The organism is Modicisalibacter coralii (assembly GCF_004117855.1).
In the GTDB taxonomy this organism is placed as follows: Bacteria; Pseudomonadota; Gammaproteobacteria; order Pseudomonadales; family Halomonadaceae; genus Modicisalibacter; species Modicisalibacter coralii.
The window spans coordinates 20,115-38,514 of sequence record NZ_QWBW01000042.1; the positions used below are offsets into that span (position 1 = coordinate 20,115).

Consider the following 18,400-nt stretch of genomic DNA (forward strand, 5'->3'; position numbering starts at 1 on the left):
CATGACACCGGAACAACGCTTTGCCCGCTGGGTACAGGTCGCGCTGGCGGCCTTCGTGGTGCTGTTCGGCTACTTCCTGGTGGCCGACCTGCACATGCCCCTCACGCCCCAGGCCCGCCTGATCCGCCAGGTGGTCAGCGTCGCGCCCCAGGTCTCGGGGCAGGTGACGGCGGTCGAGGTGGCCAACAACCAGCATGTCGAGGCCGGGGAGGTGCTGTTTCGCATCGACCCGTCCCGCTACCGGTTGGCGGTGGACGAGGCCAAGCTGGCGCTGGAGCAGGCCCGGCGCGAGAACGCCCAGCTCGATGCCCGGATCGCCGCGGCGCGCGCCGATCTGAGCGAGGCCCGCGCCGATGCCGACAATCTCGCCCGCGATCTCGAGCGCTACGAGGATCTGATCAAGCAGCACAACGTCTCCCGTCAGCAGCGCGATGCGACGCGTTCCCATTATCAGGCCGCCCAGGCCAAGGTCGAGGCCGCCCGGGCGAGCCTGCATCAGCTGGAGGTGGAGCGCGGCGACCCGGGCGAGGCAAACCTGCGGCTGCGCCAGGCGCGCAATGCTCTCGCCCAGGCGAAACTGGACCTGAAACACACCCGGGTGCGGGCGGACATCGCCGGTACGATCAGTAATCTGCAGCTCGAGGCGGGAAGCTATGCCGCGACCGGGCAGGCGGTGCTGGCGCTGGTCGGTGACGTGCCGGATCTGGTTGCCGACTTCCGTGAGAAGAGTCTGCGCCATGTGCATGCCGGCACCCCGGCCGCCGTGGTCTTCGATGGCCGGCCCGGCGAGGTGTTCGCGGGGCACGTCACCAGCCTGGACAGCGGGGTACGCAATGGCCAGCTCAGCGCCAACGGCGAACTGGCGAATCCCGTCGAGTCGGATCGCTGGGTGCGTGATGCCCAGCGCATGCGCATCCACGTGGATCTGGACGAGGGCGTGCCGGACGTGCCGCCGAGCGGCGCCCGGGCGACCGTGCAGCTTTATCCGAGCGACAACCCCCTGTTCGATGCGTTGGGTCGCCTGCAGATCGATCTGATCAGCCTGTTGCACTACATCTATTGAGGCGCCCCATGCCCAGATTCGCGATCGGCCGCTGGTGGCCGGGGACGCGGCGCCGGCCCGCGGCGCCGGCCCACCCCCTCAAGGAACTCGACGACAACGACGTCCGCCAATGCCTGCGCGTCGCGTTCGGCAGCACGCTGGGGTTCACCATCTCCAACCTGTTCGGCTGGAACTACGGCGTCTTCTTCACCGTCTACCCGATGCTGCTGCTGGCGCTGGTGCCGACGCTCAACGGCCACGTGGTCCGTCAGTTCCTGGGCAGCGCCTTGATCAATACCGTGGAAGTGGCGCTGATCGCCGGCTTGTTCAGCCATCTGCCGTTGGTGATGACGTGCCTGGCCTTCATTCTCTTCGCCGGGCGCTTCCGGCTGATGAGCGGCGGGCCGCTGTTCCTGTTCGGCGCTCAGGGCATGGTCAGCCTGAGCGTGATGTTCCACTTCGCCAGTTACCCCTCCACCGATCTGCACGACATGCTGGCCAGCAACCTGGTCGCCAGCAGCCTGACGGTGGCCATCGCCTCGGTGGTCTACGTGCTGATCCCGGACGCCGAGCCGCGCCGCCCGCCACCGCGGCGAACCAAGTCCTTGGCGCGCCAGCGCCACGAGACGCTGCTCGGGGCCAGCGTGGCGACGCTGTCGTTCGTGGTCTTTCAGGTCTTCGACCTGCGCGACTCGCTGTCCGCCCAGGTGGCGACCATCCTGATCCTCTTCCCGCTGACCTTCGACGGGGCCGTGGTGGCGGCCAGACACCGTGCCACCGGGGTACTGCTGGGCTGCAGCTTCGGTCTGCTGGTGCAACTGGTCCTCTACAACCATTCCGGCAACCTGTGGCTGGTGGTTCTGCCGCTGTGGATCGGAATCATGCTGTTCGCCCGCGAGCACCTCAAGGAAGGGGTTGGCTCGGGCGCGGGATTCGGTGGCATGACCACGGTGGGCATCCTGTTCGGCCAGTATCTGTCGCCGGGTCAGGACCTGGTCTACAGCGACCTCTATCGCTTCAGCTCGATCTGCGTGGGCATGCTGGTGACCCTGCTGGTCGCCTATCTGGTGCATCGCCTGCTCAACCGCTTTCCGGCGACGCGGCTGGTCTACGAGGATGCCGTTCACTGATCGTGGGGTGGCCGAGGCGGCGAGATGGCCAGGGGCAGTGGCGAGGCATCGCCACTGCCCGGGGGGGGGCGGCGGCGTCAGTACCCCGCGCCGGGGTCGATGGTCTCGACGTCCTCGCCGGCGTCCAGTGCGCGGATCAGCTCGGCGACCTGGTCGGCGGCATCGCGCACCGGGGTCGGCGCGGCCATGTGCGGGGTGATGCGCACGCGCGGATGGGCCCATAGCGGGTTGTCACGGGGGAGTGGCTCCTCGGTGAAGGCGTCGAGCAGCGCGCCGCGCAGCCGGCCCTCCTTGTCGCCGGGGCCGAGGGCGTCGAGCAGCGCGGCCTCGTCGATCAGGCTGCCGCGACCGGGATTGATCAGCGTCGCGCCTTCGGGCAGCCGTGACAGCGTCCCGGCATTGACGATGCCGCGGGTACTGTCGGTGTCGGGCAGCAGGGTGACCAGGGTACGCACCCCGGCGAGCAGTTCGGAGAGGCCGGCCTCGCCGTGATGGCAGGTCACGCCGTCGAGCGATTTGGCCGAGCGGCTCCAGCCGTGCACCGGGAAGCCGTCCTCGGCGAGCGCCCGGGCGACGTGGGCGCCGATCGCGCCGAGCCCCAGCACGCCGATCGGCCAGTCCGCCTTGTCGATCAGCGGCTGCTCGCGCCATGTACCGTGGGTCTGCTGGGCGAAGTAACGGTCGAAGTCGCGCTGGAAGTAGAGCACCCCGAAGCGCACGTAATCGGCCATCAGCGGTGCCATGCCGGCATCGCGCAGCTTGACGATGGGGACGCCGCGCGGCAGGCCGGGATTGTGCAGCAGGGCGTCGACGCCGGCGCCCAGGTTGACGATGCCCTTGAGACGGGACTGCCCCTCGAACAGCGAAGCGGGCGGCTTCCAGACCGCCAGATAGTCGGCGGGGGCGTCGCCGGCCGCCTCGCTGGTGACGACCTCGGCATCGGGCAGACGCCTGGCGAGCGCCTGGCACCAGGTATCGGCATCATCGGTGTGGACTACGACTCGCATCGTCTCTCCTTTGGCCGCAGGGCTGTCAGTAAACGATCTCCAGCATGGGCGGCGGTGACTCGTTGAGCAAGCGCGCCACCAGTTCCAGGCCACGTTCGAGGCGTGCCAGATCGGGTTCGGCGCCGAGGCTCAGACGCACCCGCCGCGGGGGCGGCGTCTGCTCGACCATGAACGGCGGCGAGGCGGTGATCGCCACGCCTTCCTGCTCGGCCTGCTGGCGCAGCTCCTCGGCGCGCCACGAGGCGGGCAGGGCCAGCCAGACATGCAGGCTGGACGCGCGCGAGGTAACGTCGTGTCCGCTCAGGTAGTGCGCTGCCAGCCGCTGGCGTTCGGCGAGTAGTGCGCGTTGTTCGCGGGCCAGGGTTTCCACGGTGCCATTGGCGAGCCAGTGGTCGGCGAGTTCGAAGATCAGCGGCGTGGCCATCCAGCTCGTCGCGCGCAGGCGCGGCAAGGCATGGTGCAGCTGACCGCGCGGCACCGTCAGGTAACCGGCGCGCAGCCCCGGCACGGTGACCTTGGTGAGGCTGGTGACGTGGAAGCCCTGACGCGGCAGCCGGGCGGTCAGCGGGGTCAGGCCGGGCGGTTCGAGCAGGGCCTGGACATCGTCCTCGATCAGCCACACCCCGTGGCGGGCCAGTACCTCGGCGACGGCGTCGCGGCGGGCCTCGCTCATCGTCGCGCCGGTGGGGTTGAGCTGGGTCGGCGTCAGGCACACCGCACGCGGTTGGTAGCGGCGGCAGGCGGTATCCAGGGCGTCGGGCATCACGCCTTCGGCGTCGATGGCGATGCCGCGCAACTGGAAGCCCAAAGTCCGCGACAACGCGATCAGGCCGTGGTCGGTGAGCGCTTCGGTGAGCACCACATCACCGTGCTGAACCACGGTGGCGACCGCCAGCATCAGGCCGTGGGCGCCGCCGTTGCAGAGGATGCGCTCCTCGACATCGCCGGGAACGCCCAGCCGGTCGCGCAGCCAGTAGCCGGCGCGCTCGCGCTGGTAGGGCAGTCCGGCGATCGGTCGGCACGCCGAGATCACCTCGGGCGAGGCCTGTTCGGCGAGCTCGGCGAGCGTCTCGCGAAAGCGCAGGTGGTGGGTCGGCGGGCAGACCGGATGGGCGATCGACAGATCGATCAGGGCCGCTTCCGGCCGCGCCTCGCTGGCCCGCAGGTATTCCGATTCGCGATTGTCGTCGAGGGTGTTGATCCAGGTGCCGCTGCCCACCCGCGCCTGCACCAGGCCCATCTTCTCGGCCTGAGCGTAGGCGCGCGACACCGTCTGCACGCTGACGCCGAGCGTCTCCGCCAGTTGGCGGTGCGGCGGCAGTCGCGTGCCGGGTGTCAGCTCGCCCTGGCGGATCGCCTCGGACAGCGCCCGGGCGATGGCCAGGAACTTGGGTCCGTGCGGCGAGAGATAGGGCGTCAGGTCAATTGTCATGATTCAATAAAGCCTTTGACGGCCGGCTCGGCTCTGGTGCTAGTATCAGCAGCAGGACATTGGCAGGTAATTGTCATGGTTTCAATGACTCATGATCATGACAAAGTGAGATGCCAGCCTGCCAGGCATGCTCTATGAAGCGTCTACGTAGCGGCTCGACTTCCCGCGCCATGCCGGATGGTCGATTTGGCGATTTCGTGTTTGGGACGAGGCCCCATGATCCAGGTTTCCCTGCCGTTCACCCGTGAGGAATACGCCCAGCGCATCTGGAAGGTGCGCCGCTCGATGGCCAGTCGCGGCATCGACGTGATGATCATCAGTGACCCCTCCAACATGGCCTGGTTGACCGGCTATGACGGCTGGTCGTTCTACGTCCACCAGTGCGTGCTGCTGGGCCTGGAGGGCGAGCCGGTCTGGTACGGCCGACGCCAGGACAGCAACGGGGCGCTGCGTACCTGCTGGATGGACCCCGAGAACATCACCTACTACCCGGATTACTACGTCCAGAATCCGGACATGCACCCCATGGACTACCTCGCCCAGTCGATCATGCCCGAGCATGACTGGCACGAGGGGGTCGTCGGGGTGGAGATGGACAACTACTACTTCTCCGCCAAGGCCTTCCAGTGCCTGGTCAAGGAGTTGCCCCACGCGCGCTTTCAGGATGCCAACTCGCTGGTCAACTGGTGCCGGGCGATCAAGTCGCCGCAGGAGATCGCCTACATGCGCACCGCCGCGCGCATCGTCGAGGGCATGCACTCGCGGATCCTCGAGATGATCGAGCCCGGGCTGGCCAAGAGCAAACTGGTCTCGGAGATCTACCGCGTGGGCATCGAGGGCTGGACCGACGGCGAAGGCCAGGTCTACGGCGGCGACTATCCGGCCATCGTGCCGCTGCTGCCCACCGGCAGTGACGCCGCGGCGCCGCATCTGACCTGGGACGACACGCCGTTTCGCGAGGGCGAGGGGACCTTCTTCGAGATCGCCGGCTGTTTCAAGCGTTACCACTGCCCGTTGTCGCGGACCGTCTACCTCGGCAAGCCGCCCAAGGAGTTCGTGCGCGGCGAATCGGCCCTGCTCGAGGGGATCGAGAACGGCCTGGCCGTGGCTCGGCCCGGCAACCGCTGTGCCGACATCGCCATGGCCCTGGGGGCGGCGATGGACAAGTACGGCTTCGACCGCGGCGGCGCGCGCTGTGGCTATCCGATCGGCATCAGCTATCCGCCGGACTGGGGCGAGCGCACCATGAGCCTGCGCCCCTCCGACGAGACGATCCTCGAGCCCGGCATGACCTTCCACTTCATGCCCGGCATGTGGATGGACGACTGGGGCCTGGAGATCACCGAGAGTATCCTGATCACCGAGAACGGTGCCGAACCGCTGGCCGATTTCCCGCGTCAGCTGTTCGTCAAGTAACGAAGGGAGCACGACATGAGCAAACGCCCCAGCCCCATTTCCGCGACCGTCGATTTCGATGCCGACGGCGTCCAGCACGGCTTCCTCAAGCTGCCGATCTCCACCGACGAGTCGGCCTGGGGGGCGGTGATGATCCCGATCACCGTGGTCAAGAACGGCGAGGGCCCGAGTGCGCTGCTGACCGGCGGCAACCACGGCGACGAGTACGAGGGCATCACCGCGCTGCTCAAGCTGGCACGTACTCTCCGCGCCGAGGACGTCCACGGCCGGGTGATCATCGTGCCGATGATGAACGTGCCGGCGGCCCAGGCCGGCCGGCGCACCTCGCCGATGGATGGCGGCAACCTCAATCGCAGCTTCCCCGGCGATCCGGACGGTCGCGTCACCGAGCAGATCGCCGACTACTTCACCCGCTATCTGGTGCCGCTGATCGACGTCGCGCTCGACCTGCACTCCGGCGGGCGTACCCTGGACATCATCCCCTTCGCCGCCTCGCACCATCTGGACGACAAGCAGCAGCAGCGTCAGGCGCTGGAAGGCGCCAAGGCCTTCGGCGCGCCCACCGCGATGATGATGTTCGAGCTCGACGCCGCCCGGCTGTTCGACACCGCCGTCGAGAGCCAGGGCAAGGTCTTCGTCGCCACCGAACTCGGCGGTGGCGGCACCACGACGCCCGAACGTCTAATGATCGCCGAGCGCGGGGTGCGCAACTTCCTGATCCACTACGGACTCATCGACGGCACCCCGGAGATGCCCGCCGAGGGACAGGTCTACGTCGACATGCCCGATGCCTCCTGCTATGTGCAGAGCGAACACACCGGCCTGCTCGAGCTGACCGTGACGCTGGGCGACACGGTCGAACAGGGGCAGGTGATCGCCCGCGTCTACGACATGACCCGCACCGGTGCCGATCCGGTCGAGTATCATGCCCAGCGCAGTGGTCTGATGCTGGCGCGGCGCTTCCCGGCCCAGGTCAACATGGGCGATACCATCGCGGTGATCGGCGAAGTGGTGGATGCCCTCGACGGCTGACGCACGAGGGACCGAATGGCTGTCGCCCGCCTTGGGCGACCTGACGACGGAGCCGCATGAAGCTCGACCGATACGATCTCAAGATACTCGACATCCTGGCCAGGGACGGCCGCATCACCAAGTCGCGACTGGCCGAGGCGATCAATCTATCGGTCAGCCCGTGCTGGGAACGGGTGCGCCGGCTGGAGAAGGCCGGCATCATCGAGGGCTACTCGGCGCGCATCAATGCCCGCGTGCTGGTCCGTCGCACGCCGGTCTGGATGCAGATCGAACTCAAGCAGCACAATGCCGAGAGCTTTCAGCGCTTCGAGAACGCCATGCGCGACACGTCGGTGGTCACCGAGTGCGTCGCGGTGGGCGGCGGCGTCGACTATCTGGTCAAGGTCGAAGCCGATTCGGTCGATGCCTACCAGCGGCTGATCGACGAGTGGCTGGTGTCCGATCTCGGCATCGAGCGCTACTTCACCTACATCGTCACCAAGACGGTCAAGGCCACAACGCCGCCGTTGCAGATCGACGAGGACTGAGTCGTGGCCCGACAGATCGCTTGGCAGCGGCTCCCGTGAAGAATACGCTCGTCTCATGACCACCTCCCCGCAAGGCGCCGCGGCGCCCACTTTCGAAGATGATGCCGGTTACGACGACCAGCGCGCGTGTTCGCTGCAGGCGTTCGATGGGCCACGTGAGCTGCCCATCACCCTGGCGCTCAACGACACGCCGATGGCCACGCTGCTGGCCACGCCGGAGGCGCTCGAGGCGCTGGCCTTGGGGCATGCCTTCACCGCCGGCTGGGTTCGCCGCGCCGAGCAGGTCGAGGCGATCGCCGTCTCGAATCTGCGCCACGGGCTGCTGGTACGCCTGACGGTCGCCGAGCGACTGGCGCGGCAGGCCGCCCGGCATGCCCCGCGCGAGGCCTCGGTGTCGAGCTGCGGGGCCTGCGGCGCGGCGGAGGAGGCGCAACTGATGGCCGGCCTGGTGCGTCTCGGCGCGCATCCGGCGCTGGCGTCGGATGCGCTGCGGCGTGGCCTGGCGGCGCTGGAACGCCAGCCTCGGCGTGGCCAGCACTGTGCCCTGGGCCTCGACGCGACCGGGGACGTCATCGCATTGGGCATGGATATCGGCCGTCACAATGCCCTCGATCGGGTGATCGGCGAGAGCCTGCGAAGTGGCCGCCGCCCCGAGGCGGTGCTGGTCTCGAGTCGCTGTAGCCTGGAACTGGTGCAGAAGACCGTGCGCGCCGGCATTCCCACCCTGGCGACCCTCTCCCTGCCGTCCGCGCTGGCCGTGGAGATCGCTCGTGCCTGCGATCTCAATCTGGTCTGTTGCCATCGGGGGCGGCGGTTGGCGCTGCTTAGTGGCCAGCCCGCCTGAGAGGGTGCCTACAAAATGCCTGCACTTGACAATACGGCGTTGAAATTACCCTTAAAAATGCTCATTTACACATCGTAAACTGCGCTTTTTCGGTTAATTTCGCCTTGTCTTGCCTTCGTTCGGCTATTTTGTAAGCACCCGCTGAGCCCTCAAGAAAAAATCGCAACCCCGCCGCTGAACTGCAAAAAAAACCGTCCTTTCACGATCGGTTAACAGAAACACGTCGCCGCCGCCCTCCCGTAACCTGTGCTGCATACGGGCCGCGTGCCCGTTCGTGTTTTTTCGTTCTTCGCGGAGGTGCCGCATGAAACTCGACGATCCCCGCCTGTTCCGTCAGTACGCCTACATCGACGGCAAGTGGACCCACGGCGACGCCGGTCGCGAGGAAGCCGTGATCGATCCGGCGACCAACGAGGTCCTGGGCCACATCCCGCTGCTCGAGGCCGACCAGATCCGCGCCGCCGTGGATGCCGCCGATGCCGCCTTCGTGCAGTGGCGGGCGTTGCGTGTCGATGAGCGCTGCGAGCGGCTGCTGGCCTGGTACGACCTGCTGCAGGCCCATCGCGAGGACCTGGCTCACCTGATGACCCGCGAGCAGGGCAAGCCCTTGCCCGACGCCCGGGGCGAGGTCGAGTATGGCGCCAGCTTCGTGCGCTGGTTCGCCGAGGAGGGCAAGCGCACCTTCGGCCAGACGATTCCCAGCCACATCCCCAACGCCGCGCTGGGCACCCTCAAGGAGCCGGTGGGCGTGGCGGCGCTGATCACGCCCTGGAACTTCCCGCTGGCGATGATCACCCGCAAGGCCGCCGCGGCCATGGCGGCGGGGTGCACGGTGGTGGTCAAGCCGGCCGGCGAGACGCCGTTCTCGGCACTGGCGCTGGCCGAGCTGGCCGAACGTGCGGGCATTCCCGCCGGGGTGTTCAACGTGGTGCTCGGCGATGCGCCGATGGTCTCCGAGGTGCTGTGCAAGGAGGATCGCGTCAAGGCGTTGTCCTTCACCGGCTCCACGCCGGTCGGTCGGCTGCTGCTCGAGCAGAGCGCCAGCACCGTCAAGCGGGTGTCGCTGGAACTGGGCGGCAATGCGCCGTTCATCGTCGGCCCCGATGTCGACCCCAAGGAGGCGGCGCTGGCCGCGGTGGCGGCGAAGTTCCAGACCGCCGGTCAGGACTGCCTGGCGGCCAATCGCATCCTGGTCCACGAGTCGATCCACGACGAGTTCGTCGCCCACTTCGCCGAGCGCATGCTGGCCTTCAACGTCGGCAACGGTCTGGACAGCGAGATCGACATCGGCCCGCTGATCCATCGTCGCGCGGTGGACAAGGCCGCGGCGATCGTCGACGACGCGCTGTCCAAGGGCGCCACGCTGGTCCAGGGCGACCAGAACCGGGCGCCGGGCGAGAACTTCTTCATGCCCACGCTGCTCACCGAGGTGACCGCGGAGATGAAGGTCTGGCGCGAGGAGAACTTCGCGCCGGTGGCGGGCATCACCCGCTACAGCACCGACGAGGAAGTGATCGAGATGGCCAACGACACCGAATACGGGTTGTCGGCCTATATCTTCACCCACGACATTCGGCGCATCTGGAAGATCATGCGCGCGCTGAAGAACGGCATGGTCGCCGTCAACACGGTGAAGATGACCGGGCCGCCGATTCCCTTCGGCGGGGTCAAGCAGTCCGGGCTGGGCCGCGAGGGCGGTACCGCGGGGATCGAGGAGTACCTCGAGACGAAGTATTACTGCCTCGGCGGGCTGGGCTCGGTGTCCGGGAGCTGAAACCGGCTGCGCTCGGTTGCGTCTTGCCGGCGGGGACGAGCCGGCAAGACGTATCGAGCGTTCGAGTATTTCGCGTTTTTTAACGACGCAAGACGTTGTCTTTGATTCTTACAGGAGAGTGCCATGACCACCCATCAGGACCTGATCGATCGCGACCGCAAGGTTACCTTCCATGCATCCACCCATCTGCGCGACTTCGCCCATGGCGACGCGCCGGGTCGCGTGATCACCGGTGGCAAGGGCATTTCCATCGTCGACAAGGACGGCCGCGAGTTCATCGACGGTTTCGCCGGGCTGTACTGCGTGAACATCGGCTATGGCCGCACCGAGATCGCCGAGGCGATCTACAAGCAGGCGCTCGAGCTGTCCTACTACCACACCTACGTGGGTCACTCCAACGAGCCGCAGATCGCGCTCTCCGAGAAGATTCTCGAGCTGGCCGGCCCGGGCATGTCCAAGGTCTACTACGGCATGTCGGGGTCCGACGCCAACGAGACCCAGCTCAAGATCGTGCGCTACTACAACAACGTGCTGGGACGGCCGCAGAAGAAGAAGGTGATCTCGCGCCAGCGCGGCTATCACGGCTCCGGCATCGCCTCCGGCTCGCTGACCGGGCTCAAGGCGTTCCACGATCACTTCGACCTGCCGATCGACACCATCCGGCATACCGAGGCCCCGTACTACTACCATCGTGCCGCCGAGCAGGAGGGCATGAGCGAGCGCGAGTTCTCCAAGCACTGCGCACAGAAGCTCGAGGAACTGATTCTGACCGAAGGGCCGGACACCGTGGCGGCCTTCATCGGCGAGCCGGTGCTGGGTACCGGCGGGATCGTGCCGCCGCCGGAAGGCTACTGGGACGAGATCCAGACCGTGCTGGCCAAGTACGACGTGCTGCTGATCGCCGACGAGGTGGTCTGCGGGTTCGGCCGCATCGGCACCGATTTCGGCAGCCACTTCTACGGCATCAAGCCGGACCTGATCACCGTCGCCAAGGGGCTGACCAGCGCCTACCAGCCGCTTTCCGGGGTGATCGTCGGTGACAAGGTCTGGCAGGTACTCGAGCACGGCACCGGCGAGTTCGGCCCGATCGGCCACGGCTGGACCTATTCCGGCCATGCCCTGGGCTGCGCCGCGGGCCTGGCCAACCTGGAGATCATCCAGCGCGAGGGGCTGACGCAGAATGCCGCCGAGACCGGTGCCTATCTGCAGCGCCAGATGCAGGAGACCTTCGGCGACCATCCGATCGTCGGCAGCGTGCGCGGGGTGGGCATGCTGGCCTCGCTGGAGTTCGCCGCCGATCCGGGCCGCCGCCGTCACTTCGATCCGGCGCTCAAGGTCGGCCCGCGCATTTCCGCCGCGGCCCTCGACGAGAACCTGATCGCCCGGGCCATGCCCCAGGGCGACATCCTCGGCTTCGCGCCGCCGCTGGTCACCACCCGCGAGGAGGTCGACGAGATCGTCGCCCGTGCCAAGCGGGCCGTGGACAAGGTCGCCGACGAGCTGAGCAAATCCGGCGACCTGGGTGACGGTGCCTGATTCACACCAGGATCGTGTAGCGACGAGTTGCTACCCTGAATGCAGGACACCGGCCGAGACGCCGGTGACGACGCCGCAAGCCGCTTGCGGCGTCGTCGTTTGCGGACGATAAAGGAGTCGACGATGTCGCAACCCGCTCACGGCGTCACCCTGGCGTCGATCTATCAGGCCCGGGCGCGAATCGCCGGTCAGGTGACGCGTACCCCGCTGATCCGTTCCCAGGCGCTGTCGCGGCGGTTCGAGGCCGAGGTCTTCCTCAAGCTGGAGAACCACCAGCCGAGCGGCGCCTTCAAGCTGCGTGGCGCGACCAACATGATCCGTGCGCTGCTCGACCAGCACGGTGACGAATCGCTGGCGCGCGGGGTCACCACCGCGTCCACCGGCAATCACGGCCGTGCCGTGGCGCTGGCGGCTTCCCGGCTCGGCGTGCCGGCGGTGATCTGCCTGTCCAACCTGGTGCCCGACAACAAGGCGCGTGCCATCGAGGCGCTGGGCGCCGAGGTCCGGCGTGTCGGCAGGAGCCAGGACGAGGCCTTCGAGGAGGTCGCGCGGCTGGTCGACGAGGAGGGCATGACGCTGATCCCGCCCTTCGACGATCCGCTGATCGCCGCCGGACAGGGCACCATCGGCGTCGAACTCATCGAGGATCAGCCCGATCTGGACCGGGTACTGGTGGGGCTCTCCGGCGGCGGCCTGCTGGGCGGTATCGGCGCGGCCATCAAGGGCCTCCGCCCGGCGACCCGCCTCACCGGCATCAGCCTCGGCCAGGGCGCGGCGATGTGGGAGAGCCTCCAGGCCGGGCATCCGGTCGATGTCGAGGAGGTGGAGAGCCTGGGCGATTCGCTGGGCGGCGGCATCGGCCTGGGCAATCGCTGCACCTTCGCGCTGGTGCGCGAGGTGATGGACGATCACTACCAGGTTTCCGAGGCGGCCATCGCCCGGGCGATGGTCGACCTGCTCGCCGACGAGAAGATGCTGGTGGAGGGCGCGGCCGCGGTCGGTCTCGCCGCGCTCGACGAGCATGGCATCGATATCCGTGGCGAGCGGGTGGCGTTGATCGTCTCCGGCAACGGCGTGGCGCTGGAGACCTTCGACCGCGCCCGAGCGCTTGCCAAATCCCGCTGACGCTGCTGGCCTTGTTCCGGCGAGACGCTACCGCTGTGCAATCGAACACTGGAGGATGACTGCCATGGAGCTTTATCAACGCGACGACATCGAGGCCGCGGTCAGGCTCGATCGCGAGGCGCTGGAGGCCGTCGAGCAGGCCTTCGCCGCCCTGGGGCGCGGCGAGGTGGTGCAGCCGCCGATCCTGTCGATGGCCATCGAGGAATCCAACGGCGAGGTGGACGTCAAGACCGCGCACATTCGCGGTGCCGAACGCTTCGCGATCAAGGTCAGCCCCGGTTTCTTCGACAATCCCAAGAAGGGGCTGCCCAGTCTCAACGGGCTGATGATGGTGTTCTCCGCCGAGACCGGGCTGGTCGACGCGGTGCTCTTCGACGAGGGTTACCTGACCGCCATTCGCACCGCGCTGGCCGGCGCGCTGGCCGCCAAGTACCTGTCCCGCGAGGCGAGCCGGCGGGTCGCCGTGCTGGGCGCCGGCGAGCAGGCCGAGCTGCAGATTCGCGCCCTGCAACTGGTGCGCGACATCGACACCGTCGACGTCTGGGCGCGCAACCGCGAGTCGGCCGAGGCCTACGCCGAGCGCGTGCGCGGCCTGGGGCTGACCGTCAACGTCCACGACGACGTCCGCGGCGCCTGCGCGTCGGCCGATATCATCGTCACCGCGACGCCGGCCCGCGAGCCGATCCTCTCCGCACAGGATCTGCCCGAGGGCGTGCACGTCACGGCGATGGGCTCGGACAGCCCCGAGAAGCGCGAGCTCGACGACCAGGTGATGGTCCGCGCCGACGCCTTCGTCTGCGATACCCGGCCACAGAGCGAGAGCAACGGCGAACTCAAGGCCTTCGTCAAGGCCGGCGGGCGTGAGGCCAGCGTGCCGTTCAAGGTCTACGAGCTGGGCAGGGTGATCGCCGATGAGCAGCGTCTGCGGGTCTCGGACGCCAGCATCACCGTCTGCGACCTGACCGGCACCGGCGTGCAGGACACCGCCATCGCCAACTTCGCCCTGCAGCGTCTGGTCAAGTAGGTCGGCTCGACGTCATCGGCTCTGGTCACTGCGCGGGGGGCACTGCCGACGCCCCTGCGCAGCGAGGCGCATACCCGGAAGTGGCAGATAGGGGGCTGACGACCCGCTTCAGCGTGTGCTCAGCCCGGTGGCCTCGTCGATGCCCAGATGCACGTTCATGCACTGCACCGCGGCCCCCGCCGCGCCCTTGCCCAGGTTGTCGAGCCGCGCGACCAGGGCCAGGCGTTCCTCGCCGCCGTAGACGAACAGGTCGACGCGGTTGGTGTCGTTGGCGCCCTGGACGTCGAAGAAGCCGTGATCGAGGCTCGCCTCGTCACTCAGCGGCATGACGTTGACGAAGGGTTCGTCGGCGTAATGGCGCGCGAAGGCCTCGCGAATCGCCTCGCCGCTGGCGCCCGGGGCGAGATGGTCGACGTGCAGCGGCACGGTCACCGCCAGGCCCTTGAGGAAGGGGCCGACCACCGGGCTGAAGACCGGCGCGCTGGCGAGGCCGCCGTGCACGCGCATCTCGGGGAGGTGCTTGTGCGCCAGGGTCATGGCGTAGGGGCGCGGGGCGCTCAGGCGGCCTTCCTCGGCGGCCTGGTATTCACCGATGAGCTTCTTGCCGCCGCCACTGTAGCCGGTCAGCGAGAACGCCGAGACCGGGTAATCCGCCGGCAGCAGGCCGGCCTCGACCAGCGGGCGCACCAGCAGGATGAAGGCGCTGGCGTGGCAGCCGGGGTTGGCGATGCGCTTGCTGCGCCGGAGCGCCTCACGCTGGCCGGGGACGAGCTCGGGCAGGCCATAGGTCCAGTCCGGATCGGTGCGGAAGGCGGTGCTGGCATCGATCAGGCAGGTCTCCGGATTGTCGAGCAGCGTCGCGGCCTCCCGGGACGCATCGTCGGGCAGACACAGAAAGGCGACGTCGGCGGCGTTGAGCAGTCGGCCGCGCTCGGTGGCGTCCTTGCGCCGCGCGGAATCGATGCGCAGCAGCTCGATATCGTCGCGGGCCTCGAGATAATCGAGCAGGCGCAGGCCGGTCGTGCCCTCCTGCCCGTCAACGTACACTTTGAACGCCATCGGGAACTCTCACTCAACATCGTCGATCGATAGGTCACTATTGTGCGCGGTTTGCCCCGCGCTTGTCATGTCTGCAGGGGGTTACCTTGCCGACGGCGCGCAAAGCGACCAGTCTGGAAGCGACACGAATGGAAGCGACAGGAATGGTCATGAAACGCGTACTCGCCTTCGACGTCTACGGCACCTTGATCGACACGCACGGCGTGGTCGAGGAACTCTCCCGGCGGCTCGGCGACGGCGCCGAGGAATTCTCGCGGCGCTGGCGCGACAAGCAGCTCGAATACGCCTTCCGGCGCGGCCTGATGGGCGCCTTCGCCGACTTCTCGCAGTGCACCCGCGAGGCGCTGGAATTCGTCGATCGCGCGACGGGCTCGCGACTCTCCGAGACCGACAAGGAGCGGTTGATGGCCACATACGCCCGGTTGCCGGCCTTCGACGACGTGGCGCCGGCGCTGGAGCGCATGGCCGAGGCGCGCCTGACCCGGGTGGCGTTTTCCAACGGCTCGCGCACCGCGGTCGAGGGGCTGCTCCGTCAGGCCGGCATCCTCGAGCGCTTCGACGACCTGGTCAGCGTCGAGGAGATCAAGCGCTTCAAGCCCGATCCCGCGGTCTACGCCTACCTGCACAATCGCCTCGAGAGTTCGCCCCACGAGACCTGGCTGGTCTCCAGCAATCCCTTCGACGTGATCGGCGCCAAGCATGCCGGGCTCCGGGCCGTGTGGGTGCGACGCAGCGCCGAGGCGCCCTTCGACCCCTGGGGCGACGAGCCGGACCTCACCGTCTCGTCGCTCGACGAGCTGGCGGAGCGATTGTCGTGAGGGCGCGCGGCATCGCCCGTCGGTATCTGGCCGGGGCCTGCGTGCTGCTGGCCGTGGCGCTGCCCGCCTGGGCGACCGACGCTGACGATGGTATCGAATCCGTGACCAGCGAACAGTCGGTCAACGGCGTCGAGGCGCGGCTGCGCAAGGCCCTCGAGGAACGCGGCATGACGCTGTTCACGGTGATCGATCACAACCAGGGCGCGCGGCGGGCCGAACGCGAGCTGCCGCCGACCCGTACGGTGATCTTCGGCGACCCCAGGGTGGGCACGCCCTTCATGCAGTGCCGCGGCAGCGCGGCACTCGACCTGCCGCAGAAGATGGTGGTTCGCAAGGACGGCGACGTCACCCGGCTGGAGTGGAACGATCCGCACTACCTGGCCCGCCGCCATCACCTCGAGAACTGCGACCTGCCGCTCGATCAGGTCGCCAAGGCGCTCGCGTCGATCGCTCGCGAGGCCGCGGGCGAACCGTGATCAGTCGCTCTGCCTGCCGGCGCCAAGCTCGATAACCCGCCCGCCCGCGGCCTCGGCGTCGGCGATGTCGTGGGTGACCATCAGCGTCGGCAGGCGGCGTTCGCGCACCCGGGCGAAGACCAGCCGGCGCAGGTCGTCGCGCAGCGCGGCGTCGAGCTTGGAGAAGGGCTCGTCGAGCAGCATCGCCCGGGGCTCGGCGAGCAGGACCCTGAGCAGTGCGACCCGCGCCTTCTGACCGCCCGAGAGGGTCGCCGGGTCGCGCTCGGCATAGCCCGCCAGCCCCACCTCGTCCAGTGCCGCCGCGATGCGCCGGCGGCGTTCGCGGCGCCCGCCGCCCGGGACCATGCCGAAGGCCAGATTGCCGCCCACCGAGAGATGCGGGAACAGCAGCGGGTCCTGGAACAGCAGGCCGACGTGGCGGGTCTCCGGCGCCAGGCCGTCGAGCACGGTCTCGCCGAGGCGGACGCGTCCCGACACCGTGAAGGCCGGCGCCAGGAAGCCGGCGATGGTCGCCAGCAGCGTCGACTTGCCGCTCCCCGAGGGGCCCATCACGGTGAGGATCTCGCCGGGGGCGATGGTGGCGTCGAGTGTCACCAGCGGCTCACCCGCCAGCCGGATGGTCAGGCGTTCCAGGTGCAGCGGCGCGGGGGCGGGGTCGGTACGGGAAAGATCGTTCATGACGGACTCACCAGGCCGGTTCGGTGGCGGAATAGCAGGCGTGGCAGGCCCAGGGCCAGGGCAAAGCCCACGGCCGGCAGCAGCAGTTGCAGCAGGGCATGGACGGCGGTCAGTCGCCGGTCGCCGCCGCTGGCCAGGCTCACCGCCTCGGTGGTGACGGTCGCAACCCGGCCCGCGCCGAGCAGCAGCGTGGGCAGGTACTGGCCGATGCTCACCGCGAAGCCCACCGCGGCGGCGGTCAGCAGCGGCGCGGTCAGCAGCGGCAGGCGTACCCGCCAGAAGACCCGCGACGGCGAGGCGCCCAGGCTGCGGGCGAGCTGCGTCCAGCGCGGATCGAGGCGCCGGTGGCTCTCGGCCAGCGAGAGAAACACGTAAGGCAGCACGAACACCACATGGGCGGCGATCACCGCCGTGATCCCCGGCGCCAGGCCGAGCTGGGTCTGGACCAGCACCAGCCCGAACAGGAAGGCCACCGGCGGCACCAGCAGCGGCAGGTAGAGCAGCCACTCGCTCCAGCGCCCGACGGGTCGGGTTCGCCGGCTCTCCGTTTCCAGCGCGCCGAGCACCAGCACCAGCGAGATCAGCGTGGCGGCCAGGCCGATACCGGCGGCATGGCCGAGCGGCGTGGCGAGCCCATCGAACGCGCTGTGCCAGTTGTCGGCGATCCAGGGCCAGGGCAGCGCCGCGGGGAAGGGCCAGTAGCCGGCCAGCGACCACAGCACGAGTCCCGCCAGGCTACCCATGACCAGCGCCAGGGTGCTACCCAGCAGTCCCAGGCCGAGCCAGCGCAGCGCTGTATCGGCGAACGCGCGGCGGCCGTCGCTCAGCCAGTTCCGACACAGCCGGACGGTCAGCCGTTCCAGGCCCCACCAGGCCAGCAGGGCCGCCAGGGTCACACCGAGTTGCAGCAGCGCCCCGGCGGAGGCCATGAAGCGCATCGCCAGATCGGGATCGTTGAGCCAGCGCAGCACCGCCACGGAGAGCGGTGGCGGGGTGGTCGGACCGAGGATCAGCGCCACGTCGACGGTGGCGGTGGCGAAGACGATCACCGCGTAGATCGGCAGGCGCAGCAGCGGGTAAAGCCCCGGCAGCACCGCCTTGAGGAAGGCGGCCATGGGGCGATAGCCGAGCCCGCGGGCGACGTCGAGGCGTGCGTCGGCGCGGCACTGGGGCAGCGCGGCGAGGCTCATCAGCAGCAGGAAGGGGACCTCCTTGATGGTCAGCCCGAGAATCAGCGCCAGGCCGCCGGGGTCGCCGGGGAAAAGGTAGTCCGGCGGGTATTGCCAGCCGCTGGCCCAGGGCGAGACCAGGCGCGGAGCGAGCCCCGAGGGGGCGAACAGGAACGCCAGGCCGATCGCCGCGGCGGCGTGGGGCACGGCGAGCAGCGGCGACAGCAGCCGGCGCACCACGCCGAACAATCGGGTGCGCAGGAAGGCCCCCAGAAACAGCACCACGATGGTCAGTGACAGCCCGGCGCTGG

General features: G+C 68.5%; 17 protein-coding genes. 12 read left to right on the forward strand and 5 right to left on the reverse strand.

The window, feature by feature from the left end; genetic code table 11:
* Position 1 precedes the first annotated feature (1 nt).
* On the forward strand, positions 2-1,063 hold the full coding sequence (locus D0901_RS18740; protein WP_129141825.1) for an HlyD family secretion protein: 1,062 nt from the start codon (positions 2-4) through the stop codon (positions 1,061-1,063).
* An 8-nt stretch (positions 1,064-1,071) separates the two neighbouring features.
* Entirely contained in the window at positions 1,072-2,172 is a 1,101-nt protein-coding gene (locus D0901_RS18745) for a DUF2955 domain-containing protein (protein WP_129141826.1), read from the forward strand.
* Positions 2,173-2,249: 77 nt separating this feature from the next.
* On the opposite strand, the gene D0901_RS18750 is transcribed toward D0901_RS18745, so the two are convergent.
* Both D0901_RS18750 and ehuR read right to left on the reverse strand, forming a co-directional pair.
* Positions 2,250-3,179 carry a 2-hydroxyacid dehydrogenase gene (locus D0901_RS18750; protein ID WP_129141827.1) on the reverse strand — a complete coding sequence of 310 codons (930 nt, stop codon included), beginning with the start codon at positions 3,177-3,179 and terminating at the stop codon, positions 2,250-2,252.
* A gap of 25 nt (positions 3,180-3,204) precedes the next feature.
* Positions 3,205-4,611, reverse strand: coding sequence for a MocR-like ectoine utilization transcription factor EhuR (gene ehuR, locus D0901_RS18755; protein ID WP_129141828.1), 1,407 nt, complete (start codon positions 4,609-4,611; stop codon positions 3,205-3,207).
* A gap of 216 nt (positions 4,612-4,827) precedes the next feature.
* On the opposite strand from ehuR, the gene doeA reads away from it, so the two are divergent.
* The 8 genes from doeA to D0901_RS18795 all read left to right on the forward strand — a co-directional run bounded on the left by doeA (position 4,828) and on the right by D0901_RS18795 (position 13,889).
* Positions 4,828-6,027: an ectoine hydrolase DoeA gene (doeA, locus tag D0901_RS18760; protein WP_129141829.1), complete on the forward strand. Its 1,200-nt coding sequence runs from the start codon at positions 4,828-4,830 to the stop codon at positions 6,025-6,027.
* Between the two features lie 15 nt (positions 6,028-6,042).
* Positions 6,043-7,059 carry a N(2)-acetyl-L-2,4-diaminobutanoate deacetylase DoeB gene (gene doeB / locus D0901_RS18765; RefSeq protein WP_129141830.1) on the forward strand — a complete coding sequence of 339 codons (1,017 nt, stop codon included), beginning with the start codon at positions 6,043-6,045 and terminating at the stop codon, positions 7,057-7,059.
* A 56-nt stretch (positions 7,060-7,115) separates the two neighbouring features.
* The gene (locus D0901_RS18770) at positions 7,116-7,586 is read left to right on the forward strand and encodes an Lrp/AsnC family transcriptional regulator (RefSeq protein WP_129141831.1); all 471 of its coding nucleotides are present in this window, start codon (positions 7,116-7,118) and stop codon (positions 7,584-7,586) included.
* A 55-nt stretch (positions 7,587-7,641) separates the two neighbouring features.
* Positions 7,642-8,430: a formate dehydrogenase accessory sulfurtransferase FdhD gene (locus D0901_RS18775; RefSeq protein WP_129141832.1), complete on the forward strand. Its 789-nt coding sequence runs from the start codon at positions 7,642-7,644 to the stop codon at positions 8,428-8,430.
* A gap of 304 nt (positions 8,431-8,734) precedes the next feature.
* Entirely contained in the window at positions 8,735-10,204 is a 1,470-nt protein-coding gene (locus D0901_RS18780; RefSeq protein ID WP_129141833.1) for an NAD-dependent succinate-semialdehyde dehydrogenase, read from the forward strand.
* A gap of 123 nt (positions 10,205-10,327) precedes the next feature.
* Complete coding sequence (locus tag D0901_RS18785) at positions 10,328-11,740, forward strand: aspartate aminotransferase family protein (RefSeq protein ID WP_129141834.1); 1,413 nt, start codon at positions 10,328-10,330, stop codon at positions 11,738-11,740.
* 123 nt (positions 11,741-11,863) lie between these two features.
* Complete coding sequence (eutB, locus tag D0901_RS18790; RefSeq protein WP_129141835.1) at positions 11,864-12,865, forward strand: hydroxyectoine utilization dehydratase EutB; 1,002 nt, start codon at positions 11,864-11,866, stop codon at positions 12,863-12,865.
* Between the two features lie 64 nt (positions 12,866-12,929).
* Entirely contained in the window at positions 12,930-13,889 is a 960-nt protein-coding gene (locus tag D0901_RS18795; protein WP_129141836.1) for a cyclodeaminase, read from the forward strand.
* Positions 13,890-13,997: 108 nt separating this feature from the next.
* Here D0901_RS18795 and argC read toward each other — a convergent pair whose 3' ends face one another.
* On the reverse strand, positions 13,998-14,948 hold the full coding sequence (gene argC, locus D0901_RS18800) for an N-acetyl-gamma-glutamyl-phosphate reductase (protein ID WP_129141837.1): 951 nt from the start codon (positions 14,946-14,948) through the stop codon (positions 13,998-14,000).
* A gap of 149 nt (positions 14,949-15,097) precedes the next feature.
* On the opposite strand from argC, the gene D0901_RS18805 reads away from it, so the two are divergent.
* On the forward strand, positions 15,098-15,766 hold the full coding sequence (locus D0901_RS18805; protein WP_129141838.1) for a haloacid dehalogenase type II: 669 nt from the start codon (positions 15,098-15,100) through the stop codon (positions 15,764-15,766).
* Complete coding sequence (locus D0901_RS21330; protein ID WP_233440475.1) at positions 15,763-16,242, forward strand: DUF302 domain-containing protein; 480 nt, start codon at positions 15,763-15,765, stop codon at positions 16,240-16,242. The genes D0901_RS18805 and D0901_RS21330 overlap by 4 nt, the downstream gene beginning before the upstream one ends.
* Here D0901_RS21330 and D0901_RS18815 read toward each other — a convergent pair whose 3' ends face one another.
* Together D0901_RS18815 and D0901_RS18820 are read right to left on the reverse strand one after the other, a co-directional pair.
* On the reverse strand, positions 16,243-16,920 hold the full coding sequence (locus D0901_RS18815) for an ATP-binding cassette domain-containing protein (RefSeq protein ID WP_129141839.1): 678 nt from the start codon (positions 16,918-16,920) through the stop codon (positions 16,243-16,245).
* Positions 16,917-18,400, reverse strand: a 1,484-nt coding sequence (locus tag D0901_RS18820) for an ABC transporter permease (RefSeq protein WP_129141840.1), incomplete at its 5' end; no start/stop codon positions are given. The genes D0901_RS18820 and D0901_RS18815, both read right to left, overlap by 4 nt.